14 protein-coding genes and 1 tRNA gene are annotated in these 17,492 nt (G+C 63.1%); 5 read left to right on the top strand and 10 right to left on the bottom strand.

The features are described from left to right. Window positions 1–141: 141 nt before the first annotated feature. Window positions 142–534, bottom strand: a complete 393-nt coding sequence (gene rpoZ, locus NR187_RS17355; RefSeq protein WP_008133017.1) for a DNA-directed RNA polymerase subunit omega — start codon at window positions 532–534, stop codon at window positions 142–144. A 329-nt stretch (window positions 535–863) separates the two neighbouring features. Between rpoZ and NR187_RS17350 the strand changes: the two genes are divergently transcribed. Both NR187_RS17350 and NR187_RS17345 read left to right on the top strand, forming a co-directional pair. Beyond that, complete coding sequence (locus NR187_RS17350) at window positions 864–1,508, top strand: NYN domain-containing protein (RefSeq protein WP_211385900.1); 645 nt, start codon at window positions 864–866, stop codon at window positions 1,506–1,508. Next, entirely contained in the window at window positions 1,489–2,163 is a 675-nt protein-coding gene (locus tag NR187_RS17345; RefSeq protein ID WP_211385899.1) for a uracil-DNA glycosylase, read from the top strand. Before NR187_RS17350 ends, NR187_RS17345 begins: the two co-directional genes overlap by 20 nt. A 7-nt stretch (window positions 2,164–2,170) precedes the next feature. On the opposite strand, the gene NR187_RS17340 is transcribed toward NR187_RS17345, so the two are convergent. Genes NR187_RS17340 through dapA form a run of 4 tightly spaced genes read right to left on the bottom strand, consistent with a single transcriptional unit; the run spans window position 2,171 to window position 4,649 of the window. Continuing rightward, window positions 2,171–2,752, bottom strand: coding sequence for a peroxiredoxin (locus NR187_RS17340; protein WP_211385898.1), 582 nt, complete (start codon window positions 2,750–2,752; stop codon window positions 2,171–2,173). 4 nt (window positions 2,753–2,756) lie between these two features. Then, the gene (smpB, locus tag NR187_RS17335; RefSeq protein WP_211385897.1) at window positions 2,757–3,230 is read right to left on the bottom strand and encodes an SsrA-binding protein SmpB; all 474 of its coding nucleotides are present in this window, start codon (window positions 3,228–3,230) and stop codon (window positions 2,757–2,759) included. 59 nt (window positions 3,231–3,289) lie between these two features. Beyond that, a complete protein-coding gene (gene mscL, locus NR187_RS17330; protein WP_211386080.1) occupies window positions 3,290–3,703 on the bottom strand; it encodes a large conductance mechanosensitive channel protein MscL in 414 nt (137 codons plus the stop codon). A 55-nt stretch (window positions 3,704–3,758) separates the two neighbouring features. Next, window positions 3,759–4,649 carry a 4-hydroxy-tetrahydrodipicolinate synthase gene (gene dapA, locus NR187_RS17325; protein ID WP_211385896.1) on the bottom strand — a complete coding sequence of 297 codons (891 nt, stop codon included), beginning with the start codon at window positions 4,647–4,649 and terminating at the stop codon, window positions 3,759–3,761. Between the two features lie 295 nt (window positions 4,650–4,944). Here dapA and NR187_RS17320 point away from each other — a divergent pair, with 295 nt between their 5' ends. Both NR187_RS17320 and NR187_RS17315 read left to right on the top strand, forming a co-directional pair. After that, on the top strand, window positions 4,945–7,398 hold the full coding sequence (locus NR187_RS17320) for a lytic transglycosylase domain-containing protein (protein WP_256807260.1): 2,454 nt from the start codon (window positions 4,945–4,947) through the stop codon (window positions 7,396–7,398). A 154-nt stretch (window positions 7,399–7,552) separates the two neighbouring features. Next, window positions 7,553–7,831, top strand: a complete 279-nt coding sequence (locus NR187_RS17315; protein WP_256807116.1) for a DUF3551 domain-containing protein — start codon at window positions 7,553–7,555, stop codon at window positions 7,829–7,831. Window positions 7,832–7,904: 73 nt separating this feature from the next. Here NR187_RS17315 and NR187_RS17310 read toward each other — a convergent pair whose 3' ends face one another. The 4 genes from NR187_RS17310 to NR187_RS17290 form a co-directional block, all read right to left on the bottom strand. Further along, window positions 7,905–8,177 carry a DUF3551 domain-containing protein gene (locus NR187_RS17310; RefSeq protein ID WP_256807259.1) on the bottom strand — a complete coding sequence of 91 codons (273 nt, stop codon included), beginning with the start codon at window positions 8,175–8,177 and terminating at the stop codon, window positions 7,905–7,907. A gap of 140 nt (window positions 8,178–8,317) precedes the next feature. After that, window positions 8,318–9,835: a porin gene (locus tag NR187_RS17305; protein WP_211385892.1), complete on the bottom strand. Its 1,518-nt coding sequence runs from the start codon at window positions 9,833–9,835 to the stop codon at window positions 8,318–8,320. A gap of 536 nt (window positions 9,836–10,371) precedes the next feature. Then, complete coding sequence (locus NR187_RS17300) at window positions 10,372–12,984, bottom strand: tetratricopeptide repeat protein (RefSeq protein WP_372703147.1); 2,613 nt, start codon at window positions 12,982–12,984, stop codon at window positions 10,372–10,374. Window positions 12,985–13,368: 384 nt separating this feature from the next. Beyond that, window positions 13,369–13,462: transfer RNA gene (locus NR187_RS17290), tRNA-Ser, on the bottom strand. Between the two features lie 343 nt (window positions 13,463–13,805). On the opposite strand from NR187_RS17290, the gene NR187_RS17285 reads away from it, so the two are divergent. Continuing rightward, on the top strand, window positions 13,806–15,827 hold the full coding sequence (locus tag NR187_RS17285; protein ID WP_256807115.1) for a tetratricopeptide repeat protein: 2,022 nt from the start codon (window positions 13,806–13,808) through the stop codon (window positions 15,825–15,827). Between the two features lie 65 nt (window positions 15,828–15,892). Here the strand turns inward: NR187_RS17285 and NR187_RS17280 are convergent, their stop codons facing one another. Next, window positions 15,893–16,159 (bottom strand): hypothetical protein, encoded by a 267-nt coding sequence (locus NR187_RS17280; protein ID WP_211385889.1) that lies wholly within the window; start codon window positions 16,157–16,159, stop codon window positions 15,893–15,895. Window positions 16,160–17,492: the final 1,333 nt, after the last annotated feature.

The following is a 17,492-nucleotide window of genomic DNA, read 5'->3' as shown; positions in this document are numbered from 1 at the left end:
GTCCGATCAAATCAGTGACAGGGCGAGGCGCGAACTGACAACGCTATGGTAACCACGAAAACGCCAACAAAAGCAAAGGCCCGAACAACGGTTCGGGCCCTTGATAAGATCACAAGAAGTCGACGATCGCGACGGGACGATTTACTCGTCCTCCTCGGGCTGCTCCTCGGGCGGCGCGAGGCCTTCGAGACCCTTCAGGAGCTCCTCTTCCGTCATGCGCTCAACGGCAACTTCGGTATCATCCGCATCCACGCTCGCACCCGCGGAGCCGATCAGCGGCACAGTGTCCGGCTCGGGCTCGTCGACCTCGACGAACTTCTGGAGCGAATGCACCAGCTCCTCGCGGAGATCCTCCGGCGAAATGGTCGTGTCGGCAATTTCACGCAAAGACACAACAGGGTTCTTGTCGTTATCGCGGTCAACCGTTAGTTGTGAACCAGACGAAATCATGCGGGCACGGTGGGCGGCCAGCAGGACCAGGTCAAACCTGTTGTCGACCTTGTCGATACAATCTTCTACGGTGACGCGAGCCATGGACTGTCGCTCCGTTGTGGGTGGGACGAAATATGTGGATGATTGGGGCTAGTTATAGGGGCCGGGATGGTTTCGCAAGGCCAATTTGTGATTTGGCCTCGCCAAACGGCTCTGATACCTCCACATTAGGGCTGGGATGGGTGGTTTCCCGGGCTGCCATCGAGGGCGGCCCCGGGTGTATGCAAGTCCGCCATAACTATACCTTGATTGCCCCGACTTCTCCGGATTTGCGGTTTCGACGGGTTTCGGCGGGACTTTAGAAGTGCGCGGCCTGCGGCCGCCGCGCCAACAATAAACGATCAATCACGAACTCTACGCGAGCAAACTGAATGTCACCTTCCACCACCGACAAGATCGCGCTCTTCATCGATGGAGCCAATCTCTACGCGACGGCGAAAACTCTCGGCTTCGACATCGACTACAAGCGCCTGCTGAAGGAGTTTCAGAGCCGCGGGACGCTGCTTCGGGCGTTCTACTACACCGCCATCATCGAGGATCAGGAATACTCCTCGATCCGCCCCCTGATCGACTGGCTCGACTACAACGGCTACACCGTGGTCACCAAGGCGACCAAGGAGTTCATCGACGCCTCCGGTCGCCGCAAGGTGAAGGGCAACATGGACATCGAGCTCGCCGTGGACGCCATGGAGCTCGCCGAGCACATCGACCAGATGGTGCTGTTCTCGGGTGACGGCGACTTCCGCTCCCTGGTCGAGGCCGTTCAGCGCCGCGGCGTGCGGGTCACCGTGATTTCCACGATCGCCAGCCAGCCGCCGATGATCGCCGACGAGCTGCGCCGTCAGGCCGACGTCTTCACCGACCTCGTGGAGCTTCAGTCCAAGCTCGGCCGCGACCCGTCCGAACGCCCTGCCCCGCGTGACCGCGGCGAACGCGAGGCGCGCCACCACGCCCCGCAGTTCCTCCAGCGCGCGACCACCATGGCGCCGAGGGGCGATGACGACTTCGAGGAGTGAGGCGGCTCGGTCAAGCCGCCAGCCTCTCACCGTCGTCCCCGACCGCGATTGTCCGCTCTGCCCGCGCCTGGTCGCCTTTCGCGAGGCGAACCGCGCGCGCGAGCCGTTGTGGCACAATGCGCCGGTTGCGCCTTTCGGCGACATCAAGGCGCGCCTCCTGATCGTCGGCCTCGCGCCGGGGATGCAGGGCGCCAACCGCACCGGCCGTCCCTTCACCGGCGACTATGCCGGTGACCTGCTCTACGCCACGCTGCTCGAATACGGTTTCGCCAAGGGCAAATATCAGGCGCGGCCCGATGACGGGCTGAAGCTGGTCGACTGCCGGATCGCCAACGCGGTGCATTGCGTTCCGCCGCAGAACAAGCCGCTGCCCGCCGAGATCAACACCTGCCGCCAGTTTCTCGCGGCGAATCTCGCGACGATGCCGAACCTGCGCGCGATCGTCGCGCTCGGGCGGATTGCGCACGATACCGTGCTCAAGCCGCTGAATCTGAAGGGCTCGCAAGCCCCGTTCAGCCACGGCGCGGTGCATCAGGCCGGCGCGTTCAGGCTCTACGACAGCTATCACTGCTCTCGCTACAACACCAATACCGGGGTGCTGACGGCGGACATGTTCCGCTCCGTCTTCGCGAAGGTGAAGGCCGAGCTCGACTAGTTTTGGGCTAGGCCTTGGCGGGATTGGCCTTCAGCCAGTCCAGCACGTCGCCGGCGTTCCGATCGGGCGGAAACACCGGATAGAACACATGGGTGACCTTGGCATCGTCGATGATCAGCGCGAGGCGCTTGATCAGCGTCAGGCCTGCGACCGCCATGGTCGGTAAATTGAGGGCACGCGTGAACGCCAGCTTCTCGTCCGACAGCACCGGGAACGGCAAATGCAGCCGCGAGGCCATCTCGGTCTGGTACGCGTTGCTCTGGGTCGATAGGCCGAACACGTGGGAGGCGCCGGCCGCCTTCAGCTCGGCGAAAAGATCGCGGAACGCGCAAGTCTGCGGGGTGCACCCGCGCGCGCCGGGAATCATGTCCCAGTCGTCGACCAGTGCAATCTTGCCGGGCTCGCCGGTGCGGGGATAGGCGAACACCACGGTCCGGCCACGCAGCGCCGACAGCGCGACCGACGTGTCGTCCGTGGCGAGCAGGCTGATCGCCGGCAGCGTCATGCCTTTCAGGTGCGAGGCGCCGCCGTCGTCCGCGGGGGCGGGAATCTGGGTCCAATCGACCTCGAGCAGGTTTCTCTGGGTCATCTCGCTAGCCCCTCGCCCGCATCAGGCGCCCCTTCTCCCGACTCCAGTCGCGCTTCTTCTCGGTCTCGCGCTTGTCGTGCAGCTTCTTGCCCTTTGCCACCGCGAGCTGCAACTTGGCGCGACCTCGCTCATTGAAGTAGAGCTTGAGCGGGATCAGCGTCATGCCCTCGCGGTCCACCGCGCCCATCAGCTTGTTGATCTGCTTGCGGTGCAGCAGCAGTTTTCGCGGCCGTTTCGGCTCGTGATTGAAGCGATTGCCCTGGAGATATTCGGGAATGGTGGCGTTGATCAGCCAGATCTCGCCGTCCTTGGAATCGGCGTAGGATTCCGCGATCGTGCTCTTGCCGCTGCGGATCGACTTGACCTCGGTGCCGGTGAGCGCAATGCCGGCCTCGATCGTATCCTCGATGGCATAGTTGAAGCGGGCCTTGCGATTTTCCGCCATGACCTTGATAGGACGTTCGTTCTTATCGGCCATGGTCGAAAAACCTGATCGCATTGCGCGCGTAAGCTAGCAGTTTGGATGAAGCGCGCGCGTCACTTCTTGAGGAGATCGCGGATCTCGGTCAGCAGCTCGACCTCCGCCGACGGTTTTGGCGGCGCGGCTGGCGCGCTCTCTTCCTTGCGCTTCAATGTGTTCATGGCGCGGATCACCAGGAACAGCACGAAGGCGACGATGATGAAGTTGATCGTCAGCGTAAGGAAGCTGCCGTAAGCAAGCACTGCGCCTTGCTTTTTCGCATCCGCCAGGTTGGTGGCGGTGACCGCCTTCGACAAGGGGGCAAAGTAGTTCGAGAAGTCGAGGCCGCCGGTCGCGGCGCCGATGATCGGCATGATGATGTCACCGACCAGCGACGTGACGATAGCGCCGAAGGCCGCGCCGATGATGACGCCGACCGCGAGGTCGACGACGTTGCCCTTCATGGCGAACTCGCGGAACTCCGTGAGCATCCGCCTGCCCTTTTCGTCGACTGCGCTCATGACAAGCTCCCCGGTAGCCGATGCATCAGTTGATCAGGCCAGCGTGCACCATCGCACTGCGCACGGCAACGCGCGTCGGCTCGGTTACCGGAACCATCGGCAGCCGCAGCGTCTCGTCCAGCTTGCCGAGCAGCGACAGCGCATACTTGATCGGCGCCGGATTGCTCTCGATGAAAAGGTTGTTGTGCAGCGGCATCAGCTTGTCGTGCAGCTTCAAGGCGGTGGCATGATCGCCCTTCGCCCAGGCGGCCTGGAACTCCGAGCACAGGCGCGGCGCGACGTTCGACGTCACCGAGATGCAGCCATGGCCGCCATGGGCCATGTAACCGAGGATGGTGGCGTCCTCGCCCGAGAGCTGGTTGAAGTCCTCGCCCATCGCCGCGCGCTGCTGCGAGACACGGACCATGCTGGCGGTAGCGTCCTTGACGCCGGCGATGTTCTTCAACTCCCAGAGCCGCTTCATGGTGTCGACCGACATGTCGATCACCGAGCGCGGCGGGATGTTGTAGATGATGATCGGAATCCCGATCGCGTCGTTGATCGCCTTGAAATGCTGGTACATCCCTTCCTGGGTCGGCTTGTTGTAGTAGGGCGTCACCACCAGCACCGCGTTCGCGCCCGCCTTCTCGGCGTGCTGGGCGAGCTCGATCGCCTCCTTGGTCGAGTTGGAGCCGGCGCCGGCGACGACAGGCACGCGCCCCTTCGCTTCCTCGATGCACCATTCGACGACCTTCTTGTGCTCGTCATGGCTCAGCGTCGGGCTCTCGCCGGTGGTGCCGACGGGGACCAGGCCGTTGGTGCCTTCCGAAATCTGCCAGTTGACCAGGGAGCGAAACGCCGCCTCGTCCAGCGAGCCGTTCTTGAACGGCGTGACCAAGGCGGTGAACGATCCCCGGAATTTCGTCTTGGCTGCCATGGACTTCCTCCGTACGCGGCAATCTTGAGAGCAAGCCGCATTCATATCGGGTCTATCCCGCGGGTAAAAGGCCCGCTTCCGCGTGACGCACCGTTTAGGCCGCGATTTTGCCGCGGTGGTGGTGCAAACCCGGCAAAGGTAAGCGGCTGTTGGTATTTTGTCCGCATATTCAATCAAATACAGCCAGATCTTGTACAAGCAGGTCTTGAGCCAGCTGACTGATTCGGGGCGACGAAACGCCGTGACCTCCTTTCCGCGCGCCGCATGGCGATTCCTGGGTTTGCTCGTGTGCCTGATGGCCGGGCTGTCGCTCGGCTGCGCCGCCTGGGCCAAGTCCAATGAGACAAGCGCGGAAACCTCCAAGGAACCACCTAAGGAAACCGCGAAGCCTGCCGCCAAGCCTGCCGCCAAGCCTGCCGCCAAGCCTGCCGCCAAGCCTGCCGCCAAGGACACCACGAAGGGACCCGCCAAACGACAGGCCAAGGAATCGGCCAAGGGGACCAATAAGGGAACTGGCCCCGCCAAAGAGACAGCGAAGGGAGCAAGCAAGGGGGCAACTCCCGCCGCGGCGAAGGATGCCGCGAAGAAGCCTGCGCGGGACGCCGGCAAGGACCCCGCAAAGAACAAGCCCAAGTCTGCGGCAGCGGCCCCCGCGCCAAAATCACACCCGACCGCCAGCGGCCCGGTCCCCAGGACCGCACCCGCGCCGGCCATGACGGCCACCGTCAGGCCGACCGCCCCGGCCGCGGCCAAACCGCTTGCGGCTCCCGTGCTGGCTCCTGCGACCCGACAGCACGCGGCGCCTCGCAAGCCGATCACGCCGGCCGCGGTTGCCGCGACCTCCTCGACGTCACAGGCCGACAAGGACACGCTGGAGACCGTCATCGAACTCGTGCGCAAGCGCAAGTCGGGTGACGCCACCAATGCCGCGGACACGATCTCGGATCCCGTCGCGCGAAAACTCGCGGAATGGATCATCCTGCGCAGCGAGGACAATGGCGCCACCGTGGAGCGCTATCGCGCCTTCCTGTCCGCCAATCCGAGCTGGCCGTCGCAAACCTTCCTGCGTCGGCGCCTCGAGGCCGCGATGTGGGACGACAGGCGCGACGATGCAGTCGCGTGGTCATGGTTCGAGAACGAATCCCCCGTGTCGGCCAAGGGCCGCTTCACGCTCGCCAAGGCGATGCTGGCGCGCGGCGATCGCGCCAATGCCGAACGGCTGGTGCGCGAGGCCTGGCGCAGCGATCCGATGTCGGAAGACACCGAGAACAACGCACTCGACCAGTTCGGCGCGCTGCTGACTCCGGGCGATCAGAAGGCGCGCATGGACACGCTGCTGTACGGCAGCGAGACCGAGGCCGCATTGCGTGCTGCAAAGCGCCTCGGCGCCGGCTATGTCGCACTCGCCAAGGCCCGCATCGCCTCCCTCAAGAAGGCACCGAACGCGCGTGCGCTGCTCGATGCCGTGCCGCACGAGCTGCACGGCGATGCCGGCTTCATCTTCAGCAAGATCCAGCTGTTGCGCCGCGAGGAGAAGTTCTCCGAAGCCGCGCAGCTCATGCTTTCGGCGCCAAAGGATCCGAACCGGCTCTACAACCTCGACGAATGGTGGATCGAGCGGCGCCTGCTGGCACGCAAGATGATCGACACCGAGGAATTCCGCAGCGCCTATCTGATCGCGCGCGACGCCGCACTGCCCTCGCGCGACATCTACAAGACCGAGCAGGAGTTCACCGCGGGCTGGATCGCGCTGCGCTTCCTCAACGATCCCGCGGCCGCCACCCAGCATTTCGCCCGCATCGGGATCGGCAGCGTCAATCCGACCACGCTGGCGCGCGCCGGCTATTGGCAGGGCCGCGCCGCGGAAGCCGCTGGCCGCCAGCAGGAGGCGCGCAACGCCTACGCGCGGGCAGCCGAGCAATCCACCAGCTATTACGGCCAGCTCGCGCGCGCAAAACTCGGCCTGCCCCAGATCGAGCTCAACAGCCAGCCGCGCGGCCGCGGCGCCGAGCGGCTCGAGATCGTGCGCGCCGCGCAATTGCTCTACGAGCTCGACGAGCGTGAGATGGCGGTGCCCGTTCTGGCCGACATGGGCGAGAACGGCGATCCCGAGGCGCTTGCCGGCCTCGGCGAACTCACCCAGCGCTACAGCGACGCGCGCGGCATGCTGCTGCTCGGCAAGGCGGCGCTCAACCGCGGCCTGCCGTTCGATTTCTATGCCTACCCCATCAACGGCATTCCGCAGTTCACGCCGATCGGCCCGGAGGTCGAGCGCAGCATCGTCTACGCCATCGCGCGGCAGGAGAGCGCGTTCAATCCTCGTGTGGTCTCGCCGGCGCAGGCCTACGGGCTGATGCAGGTGACGCCGGATGCCGCGCGCTATGTCTGCAAGCGGCACGGCGCGACCTACGATCTGGGAAGGCTGAAGAACGATTCGGTCTACAACGCCACGCTCGGCTCGGCCGAGCTCGGCGGACTGCTCGAGGATTATCGCGGCTCCTACATCATGACCTTTGCCGCCTACAATGCCGGCCGCGGCAGCGTGAAGAAGTGGATCAATCGCTACGGCGATCCGCGCGACCCGAAGGTCGACGCGATCGATTGGGTCGAGCTGATTCCGTTCTCCGAGACGCGCAACTATGTGCAGCGGATCATGGAGAACCTTCAGGTCTACCGCGCCCGCTTCGGCGGCGGCACGCGATTGCAGATAGAGGCCGATCTGCGCCGCGGTGCCGGCAGCGTGGAATAGCGGCTCGTCGGTGGACCCGATCGGCTCCTGAGCCGGGGCGCCGGTGCGGCAGGCCTCGGCAGGATTCCGTTACTGCGTCAACGGCGCGGAGAGAGGGTTGGAACTAGCAATCCCACTCACCGGTTGGTAAGCCTCACAAAGTTGGAGACGTGTCATGTTGCGCGTGGTCGGTGCATTCATCTTCACCGCCGTGATTGTGTCGGTTCTGCCGAGCGGTGGCCCGCCGGCCTACGGCAAGAGTCGCCACCATTCCCAGCCGCAGGCGACCGGCATTCAGGATCGCTATTGCCTGCAAGGACGGCGTTGGGGGTACCCCGGCAACTGCCTGTTTTCTACTTACAGCCAGTGCATGGCGACCGCGTCAGGCACGAACGATTCCTGCGGTCTCAATCCAACCTACGCCTTCCAGGAGTGGAAGGGCCCGAGGTGGTAGTCTGATCGTTGTGCTCGGGGCAGCTCCGGGGAGCTGCAAAGCCGGCGCCGCTTCACGCGCGGAGGATGATTTTTCACCACGTCCTGGTCGGGGCGGACCGGCCCTGCGGCGCACCGGCTGGACCCGGCTGGGACCAATATGGATTGGCCATGCACATCGCCGACAGTCCCATTGCGGCGGCCCTGCAATCTTCCCATGACAGATAGCTGCAGGAGACCCTGTTACTGCCGCCCCACTCCCATTTCTGGAGGCAGACCGGATAACGGGGATCCAGGGGTTCAGCAGCTGCCGGCGCAAGAAGTGCCGTAACCGCGGCGACCATCGATGCCGCTGTCACGGCCAGCATCCGTCCCGTTAGAACCTTCATGCGCAGAAACTCCAATACCGCACAGCCCACCGAGCCGCTTTTAGACCGCCTCTACAAGGCCCGCAAAGAAAAACCCCGGCAGTTGCCTGCCGGGGTTTCCAGATCAACCGTAAGATTGATCAGAAGTTGCGCTGAGCGCGGAGCAGCAGCTGGAGATTGCCCTGATCCTTCAGCTCGTAGGTGGTCGCCGGCTTCGCAACCGCGGCGTTCGCCGTGGCCGCACCCGTGATCGTGCCCGAGTACTTCTGGTCGAGCCAGACGTAGCTCAGGTCGGCGGTGAAGGCGAGGTTCTTGACCGGGGTCCAGACCACGTTACCACCGAGAACCGCGAGGTTGAAGTCGGGGTTGCAAGTCGAAGTTGCGGCGCCGTAGGCGGCGACGAAGTTGGCGCAGATCAGAGCCTTGCCCGTGTCGCCGTAGCGAAGCGAAGCATAAGCACCATAGATCGACGAAGCCCAGTTCGGAGACCAGTTGTGGGTGTAACCACCGCGGAAGCCCCAGGTCTTGACCGTATCGATACCGGTACCGGTGCCGAAGACGCCGTCAGAAATACCGACGAAGCCGAGGCTCTGGTAGGCGATGCCGCTGCCACCGTAGATGAACATGTTCTGCGGCATCAGGCTCTGGAAGTTGTAGCGCGATGCACCGTCGGTGTAGACGGCCTGCAAGTTGATCGAGTCACCCGCGCCGGTCGGGATGTTCTTGATCGACAAGGCGCCCTGCACCGCAAAGCCCCACTTGTCGTCCGGGTGACCGGTCGTTTCCGAGGTGCCGTAGTAGGCCGAGTGCAGTTCGTGCGCGGCAACCGACACCTGGGCAAGACCCCAGGCCTGGTCGACGCGAACCTGACCGACGATGTCGGGGGTACGCGTGCCACCCCAATCGTTGGTGCCGTAGATGCCCTGGATCATGGCGGCGCCAGCAGCCGAGGCCGAGGTGAAGCCACTGATGCCACCAGCAGTGATGCTGGCGTTATAGAGGTTCGTCTGGCCGCCTGCGGCGGTCGTCATGTCCTGCAACGCCACCGAACCGGTGATGCCCTGGCCGAAATCAGCCGTGTAGGCAACCTGGTTCACACCGGTCACGTTGTTGCTGCCGCCCGGGAGGAAGTCGGGGCCACCAGCCGGATAGCTCTGCCACGGCGCGTCGAAGATCGAGACCGTGCGGCCGAAGGTGAAACCAGCAAACTGGATGAACGCATGGTAGAGGCCGAGCGTCGCGGAGCCGACCGAGAACGCCGACGGGTTGCTGGCGGTGGTCGCCTGGCTATCCCAGCTGAAGATCATATCGGCGTAGGTGCGCACAACGCCATACTCGGTCGCCGTACGCGTATCGACGTTGAAGTCCATACGAGCGCGGGACTGGTAGTAGTTGTCCAGACGGTTGTTCGCACCGCCGGGAGCGCCCTGGCCGATGCCGTAGTCGCTGTTCGTGTTCCCCAGCATGTCCGCACGGACGTAGCCGCCGAGCTTGATGCAGGTGTCAGTGCCCGGCATGTAGTAGAATCCGGCACCGTACAGGGAGCAGATCTTCACGTATTCGACCGCTTTGGCCTTCACGGGAAGATCGGCTGCCTGAGCTCCGCCAACGGCGATCAGACCCGCCGCCGTACCGAGCAAAAGGCTCTTAAACTTCATGGTAAACCTCCAAGTTTGCTCTATAGGGAAGGTTCCGGATCCGCTGGGTGATGACACCCTAAGGTTGGTTCCCTTGTCCCTTAACTCACCGCTTAGCCGCTTCGCGCCTTCGGACACACCCGCTGAACGCGAGGGACTTAAGCGAACCACCTAAACCGGGACGACCTCGGGATGCCCCCCTCCGTCGCCCGATCACAATTGCCGAACGTCCCTGCACACACAACAAAAGAACGCTTCGAAGCGGGCCCGTGACGCGTGTTTTCCGACGGGTGTTGCACAAATAACACGCAGTTGTGATCAGAGCGCCCTAGTAACTATTTGATAAATATAACAAGTTTCAGACGGTTCCATTTGCCTTCAAAAATCCGCGGTTTGGGCGCCGGGGCCAATGGGCGCCGTTCCGCCTTCCGTCTCCTCGAATCGTGCGAACGAATCCGCGTCGAATCTGGAGGCCCCTCCTTGCAACAAGGACCGGGCAGGCACCCGAGCATCGCGTGGAACATTCGTGCGTGAACCGGATGCTCGCGGCTCCCGCATCAAACGGATGACACCGGAGAAATCTCGATGTGATCCGGCGGCAATCCGGCGCGACACCGCCGAACCATGACCTCGAACGCGTCTTCCAGGTTTCGGGCAAGCAGAGGCGTATCGAACAGCGGTGCCGTGAGACGTTGCTGTTCCAGCCTTTCCCGGATGCCCCGAAGCCTCTCACGATCGAGAGCCAATGCGATCGCGCGCTCTTCATATTCATCACGAGAATGCGTGATCAGCTCGGCAAGTCCCAGTGCCTGCAGCAGGCTGGCCGCCACCCGTCCCGCAAAGGCTTCTCCGGCCAGCGTCAACACTGGCAGGCCGGCCCAGAGAGCGTCGCTGGCCGTGGTGTGAGCGTTGTATGGCAGCGCGTCCATGAACAGGTCGGCCAGGCCATGCCTCGCCAGATGATCCGCCGTCGAGGCAACGCGTGTCGCAAAGACCAGGCGCTGGGGATCAACGCCGCTTGCCTCGGCCGCTCTCCGCAAATTGGATTTCGCGACATCCTGCAGATCGGAAAGCCAGATAACGGAGCCCTGGACCTCCTTCAGAATGCGCATCCAGCTCCGAAACGTTGCCGGATTGAGCTTGTAGGCGTTGTTGAAGCCGCAGAAGACAAAGCCCTCGGCCGGCAGTCCCTGCTCTCGCCTGTCGAGCCCGACATGCGACATCGCACGTCCCTCGGCATCGTGGGGCATGAAGCAATGCGGCAGCCAGACAACCTTTTCCGAAAAATGCTTGCGGTCGTCGGCTGGAATGACCCTCTCGTCGGCGATCACATAGTCCAGCAATCCCCCGCCGACCGTGCCGGCGAAGCCGAGATAGTTGACCAGGATGGGAGCTGGCCGCTGCGCGAGAACGCCGAGCCGCGCTCCAAGCGTGTGCCCCATCAGATCCACGAGGATGTCGATCTTGGCCGTCTTGATGCAGCTGACGATTTCGTCATCGCTCTGCCCGTGGAGATCGGTAAAGTGGACGAAGCTCCTCTCCAATCGTGCACGCAAATCGCTGTCATCGGTCGGGCCGATCGAGAATCCATGCGTTTCAAATCTGGTGCGATCGTGGGCTTCGAAAAGTCCTGCGGACAGATAGCTCACCGGGTGGGTGCGAAAATCCGCCGACAAGTACCCGATGCGGATCTTGTCGGCGTCGGCGGGGACGACGTCATCCGATTTGCGTACGGCAAGACCAAGCATTCTTTCGATCCAGAAATCGGCGCTTCGTCGTTGGTCCTCGGCCGATGCGGCGATCGAGAGAAGCGCAAACGGCTGACATGCGCCCTCGCCCGCGCGAATGGATTCAATCAAGCGCGCCTTTTCGCTCTCGATGTCGGTCCAGTCGCAGCAATTCAGCTTCGAGTAGAGCCGCGCGCCCTCCACGCCGGGCAGCTCGCGATTCAGCGACAACGCCCTGTCGAAGGCTGCGAACGCATCGTCGTGGCGACGAAGATCGGCGAAGATATTCCCTCGCCCGAACCAGGCTTCCGCCAAATCGGACCTGAGGGACAGCGCCTTGTCGTAGCCCTCGAGCGCCTCCCCGTAGCGCTTGATGTCAGCAAAGACGTTGCCTCGCCCCAGCCACGCTTCGGCAAGGTCCGGAGCGATGGAGAGCGCCCTGTCGTAGGCAGCGAGCGCCTCGTCATGGCGCCGCAGATCGAGAAAGACGTTGCCGCGGCCGAGCCAGGCCTCGGCCGAACCTGCCCTGCCCGAGAGCGCCGCGTCATAGATTGCGAGCGCATCGTCGTGGCGCCTGAGGCCGAGGAAGACGTTGCCGCGACCAATCATGGCTTCAGTGGAGTCCGGCTTGATCGAAAGTGCCTTGTCGTAGGCTGCGAGCGCTTCGTCATGGCGCTTGAGATCGGCGAGGGCGTTGCCCCGGCCGAGCCAGGCGGCCGCCGCCTGCGGGGCGATGGCGAGTGCGCGGTCGTAGGATGCGAAGGCGTCCTCGTGGCGCCTGAGCTCATACAGAACATGACCCCTGCCAATCCAGGCCTCCAGCAGGTCTGTCCGGATCGAGAGAACCCTCTCAAAGGCGGCAAGAGCCTCAGTGCGGCGCCTGAGCCGGGCCAGCACGGTGCCGCGGCCTAGCCAGGCTTCCGGCAAATCCGGCCTCAAGGAAAGCGCGCGGTCGTAGGCCGCCAAAGCGTCCTGGTAGCGCCCGAGTTCGAGCAGCGACTTGCCCTTGTTCGCATGGGGGTCGGGATAGTTTCGATCCAATGCGATCGATCGATCGAAGTCGGATATCGCCGCTTCGTATTGGCCGAGGTCATTGCAAACCGCGCCACGGTTGTTCCAGCTCTCGCGCACATTGGGATTGAGCCGCAGGGCCCTGGTGAATTGCTCGTGCGCCAGTGCGGGCTTGTTGAGCTGCTTCGCGATCAGGCCGTAATTGTAGAAGGAAACATCGGATCCCTGATTGAGCTTGACCGCCCGCGCGATGAACGGCTCGGCCTCGGCGAACCGGTTGGTGTTCATGAGAGCGATCGTCAGCAGGTTCAGCGCCGGAACATGCGACGGCTCGGACTTGATGACGCGCCTGAAGCCCTCTTCGGCCTTCGCGAGATCGCGTGCATTCAGGGCCGCGAGCGCCTCATTGAAGATTGCTGCGATGTTCTTCATCGACGGGAACAGACCTCTTTCACCGCGTCCGGCCAGGTCCAATGGACCGATGTCGCGCTCAGCACCAAAACCATGCGGATATCCGCCAAGTCGAGCGCAGGATCGGTGAAGTACCCCACGCTTGCCCGGTTGAACATATGCCCGGCGCCATGTTCTCATCGGGCGAAGGCCGCAGAGAACGTGATCCAGCGGGCTGGGACGATCTCAGCAGAGCCGGATTTGACGACCTTGCAGGGCGTCCTTGCGTCGATTCGCGAGCAGCAAACCGGACGCCCCGGACCATGCGGGAGGATGAGGCCGGTGATCCCTGGCCTTCGCCCAATCCCGGCAGCCGAGCGCGCGGGTCGCCTGCGGAAAATATCTGCGATTTCAATCGGATAAATCTGGCGGAGACGGAGGGATTCGAACCCTCGATAGGCCTTTACAAGCCTATAACGGTTTAGCAAACCGCCGCCTTCAGCCACTCGGCCACGTCTCCGGCTCCGCCGGGTATGCCCGACCCCGCGGCGAGCCGCAAGCGGCAGAATTAAGACCGGTAGTTTCTTTGCACATGAGAGCTTCGACAGCGATGGAAGCCAGGGGCGGGTCAGGGCTGGCTGACGTCCCGAGCGCCGGCCGTCGCCGCGCCCGCACAGCAGGGTGCCGTCGCCTCAGGCCGGCATCGATATTTTCGTGCGCGACATCTCGGCACAAGCGCGGTCGTTTGGTGCCTCGAAGCGCGAGCGGCGCGGCCGTTGTTCTAGCCAGCAAAGGCGACTAGAGTTTTTTGCACCAGTTCGCCGAAGCACAGACCCCTCATCTGGGTCCAGAAACCCAATCACATGTCGCAGCAACGCCGCAACAAGGGAGCTTCGGCCCCCTCCTCGCTCCATCCGTCGGCTATTCTGGATCAGGCCATTGCGGCGCACCGTTCGGGCAATCTGTCGGATGCGGAACGGGCCTACGCGAGCATCCTGAGGGCAAGCAGAACGCATCCCATCGCGCTCCACATGCTTGGGCTGTTGCACGCCCAGCGCGGCAATTTCGTGGACGCCGAGCCATTGCTCAAGAAGGCGGCCCGCGTCGAGCCCGGCAATCCGCAGGTTCTCTTCAACTATGCCAACGTTTTGCGGGCATTGGACAAGACTGACGATGCGCTCGCCTGGCTCGCGAAAGCGATTGCCCTGTCGCCGAACTTCGCCGATGCGCATCTCAATCGCGGAGCGATCCTGATGGCACGGCAGGAGCTTCACGCCGCCATCGCGGAATTTGATCGCGCCATTGCGATCGCGCCATCGAGCGCAGCATTCGCAAACCGAGGCAGTGCGTTCCAGCAGCTTGGCCAACTTGACGAAGCGCATGACAGCTACCAACGCGCCGCCGCGCTTGCACCGTCGGATCCACAGAACCATTTCGCGTTGTCTGAGGTCCTTACCCGAATGGGCCGAGACGACGAAGCAATCGGGGCGCTCGAAAGAACGGTCGCGCTGGACAAGGCCTTCCCGTTCGCGCTGAGCAAGCTCGTTGCTTCCAGGCGGAAGCGTGCCGATTGGCGCAGTTTCGAGCGTGAACAGGCCGCGCTGGACGAGATCCTCGAAGCCGGCGCGCTGATCGACCCTTTCACCTTCTTTCATGCCTCATCATCTCCTGCAGGCCAATTGACCTGTGCGAAGACATATGTCGCCAACGTGGCCCCGGATCGAGGTGCCGCGAGACCCAGAACGCCGTCGCCGGCTTCCCGGCTGCGCGTTGCGTACATGTCTGCCGATTTCCGTAATCACGCGACCGCGAATCTGATGGCCGGAGTTTTCGAGGCGCACGACCGCGCGCGCTTCGACATCAGCGCCATCTCCTACGGACCGGATGACCGCAGCGAGATGCGCAACCGCCTGAAGGCAGCATTCGAACGCTTTGAAGATGTCAGCCACCTTGCCGACGAGGACGTGGTCGAGCTGACACGCAAGCTCGACATTGAGATCCTCGTCGATCTGGGAGGCTTCACCGCCGGTGCGCGCCCGAAAATCCTTGCGCGCCGGCCGGCTCCCATCCAGGTCAGCTATCTCGGCTTCCCCGGCACGATGGGCGCCTCGTATATCGACTACATCATGGCGGACCGGATCGTCATTCCCGAAGCAGAGCAGCAGCATTACACCGAGAAGGTGATCTATCTCCCCGACAGCTATCAGGCGACCGACGCCAGGCGACCGCTCCTGCCAAATGCGCCGGCCCGAAGCGAGGTCGGACTGGCGGATGATGCGTTCGTCTATTGCGCGTTCAACAGAACGCCCAAGATCACGCCCCTGCTGTTCGATGTCTGGATGAGGCTGCTTGCCAAGACCCCCAAAAGCGTCCTTTGGCTGCTTGATGGCGACCCGATCGCCACGGAGAACCTGAGGCGTGAAGCGGCCGCGCGCGGCATCGCCGCCGAGAGGATCGTGTTCGCCCCGTCGCTGCCTGCCGAGGAACACCTGGCGCGCCACCAGCTTGCCGATCTGTTCCTGGACACATTGCCCTACAACGCCCATACCGCCGCCAGCGACGCCCTATGGGCTGGCTTGCCGGTCGTCACCTGCCTCGGCACCGCCTTTGCGGGACGTGTTGCCGCCAGTCTCCTGAATGCCGTCGGCCTTCCCGAGCTGGTGACGCGATCGTTGGACGAATATGAGGCTTTGGCGCTTCGGATCGCTCACGATGTCGAGCTTCGAACCGCCCTCAAGAGCAAGCTGGCGGCGCATCGGTCCACTCGGCCTCTCTTCGATACTGTCCGCATGACGCGGCACATCGAAAAGGCCCTCAGTGAAATGTGGCGCCGGCATTGCGCCGGCGAAGCGCCGGCCTCGTTTGCCGTCCCAACCTCACCATGAGTCCGCCCCCGGCGCGATCGCACTGATCGGTCAAGGTTCGGTTCCCCCACGGCGAAGCGAACCGCTCAGTGGGCGGAAACCCACGCCCTCGCTTCGCGCTGTGCCGCCGCGATCTCGGCGTCCGACATCTGCCCGGCAACCTCCTGGCGCAGCGTCACGGCATCCTTGCGGCCCTTCAGTGCGGCGAGGTTGAACCATTTATGCGCGGCGACGAGATCGACGAGGCCGGAGCGGCCGCTCGCCCAATAGATCCCGCGCTCGAACAGCACGTCCGACAGCGCGCCCGCGTCGATCGGCGTTGCCGTCTCCAGATCGAAAGTACCCTGAAACATAACGCATCCCCTTTTTTCTTATGCCGCCTCGTCCCCCGAGCGCGGCTCCCGTCCAACTCTGATTTGCATGACCCCTTCCGGGATCGTGCGCTGTTCAACTCGTCCCCAAGTCTTCTTGCCAATGCCGTTTGCCGGCTTGTTGGAGGCGATGATGGCGGGCAAATTTGAATGGCAGTTTAAGTATCGCGATGAAGCAGAGGTAAACGCGAGCGCGCGGCGCCCCCGCGCCGAATTCAAAAAGTCCCTGATTTGCAGGCACTTCCGGGATTCCTCAGATTCGGTTTACCCTGGGATCTTGGGACATCGATAACCATCGCGCGCGGTGGTGCGTGTCGTGCGGTTACAATGTGTCGGAGCGGCCGCTGTCGTGCCCGCTCCTCGCCCTGTCATTCAATGACCGCAACGTCGTGCCCGATGGCCTGGTCAACCCGGGCGATGACGCCGTGCAATGGTCCGGCCGCAGCTCTCGCCTGCCCCAAGGCAGGCGGCCAAGGCAAACGTCCAAGGCAGGCGGTCACCTCAGCGCGATCAGATCAGCAATGTCGAGGGGGAATGCCGGCAATACCCCGGCCTCAAGAGAACGAGGGCGTCGGCGAACACGTCAGGACCAGATTCCACTTTGACCGCGAGGCCGCTCGTGAAATTGCAGAACCGGAAGAACCGGCCCCGCACCGAACGAAGAAAACTTGTTTCTTCTGCCGGACCGCGAAAGTGAAGCGATCCGACCGTTGACCTGATGTCTCGCCGACACCCTCTATCGTCGACCAGAACCTTAGGAGGCGCTGATGACGTGCCGGCTGTCTAGCAGCCGGCAACTTCAGAAGTCGAAGTTACTTCTTCTTCTTCGCGACCTTGCGGGTCTTCTTCGCAGTCTTCTTCACTGCGCTCTTCGCCTTCTTCGCCTTCTTCGCTTTCTTGGCCATGTTGCCCTCCGATGTGTGAGATGGCTTTAATCGCTGCATGCAGTCGGGGATCGAATGCACACTCATCCCGAATACACCAACACAACGAAAAAAACAGCGTCTCGCTTAAAGAAGTGTTGACGACGCAACGCGCGTGAGCTTGGCGAGCGCGATGCAGGCGCACTGCGTAACGTGCGGCAGCCATCGCACGGAGTGCTTGCAGCATCGACGTTTGCGGCAGATGCGATTGCAGGAAAACACTATGCAGCAAGTATTTTTCTGCATGAATGCATCGCGCGCGATCAGCGCGATGACCTGCGCCGCCAATCCCGCGATCGCCCCGCGAAGGCGCTTCGCGGACTCTGAGTCGCGACTTTTGGCAACGAAAATATTTTCATGCTTAACGGCGGAGGCGCTCGTCTGAGCGTGTG

It is taken from the genome of Bradyrhizobium sp. Bra64 (genome assembly GCF_024519875.1).
Lineage (GTDB): Bacteria > Pseudomonadota > Alphaproteobacteria > Rhizobiales > Xanthobacteraceae > Bradyrhizobium > Bradyrhizobium japonicum_G.
This window is presented reverse-complemented; position numbering and strand designations above follow the sequence as displayed.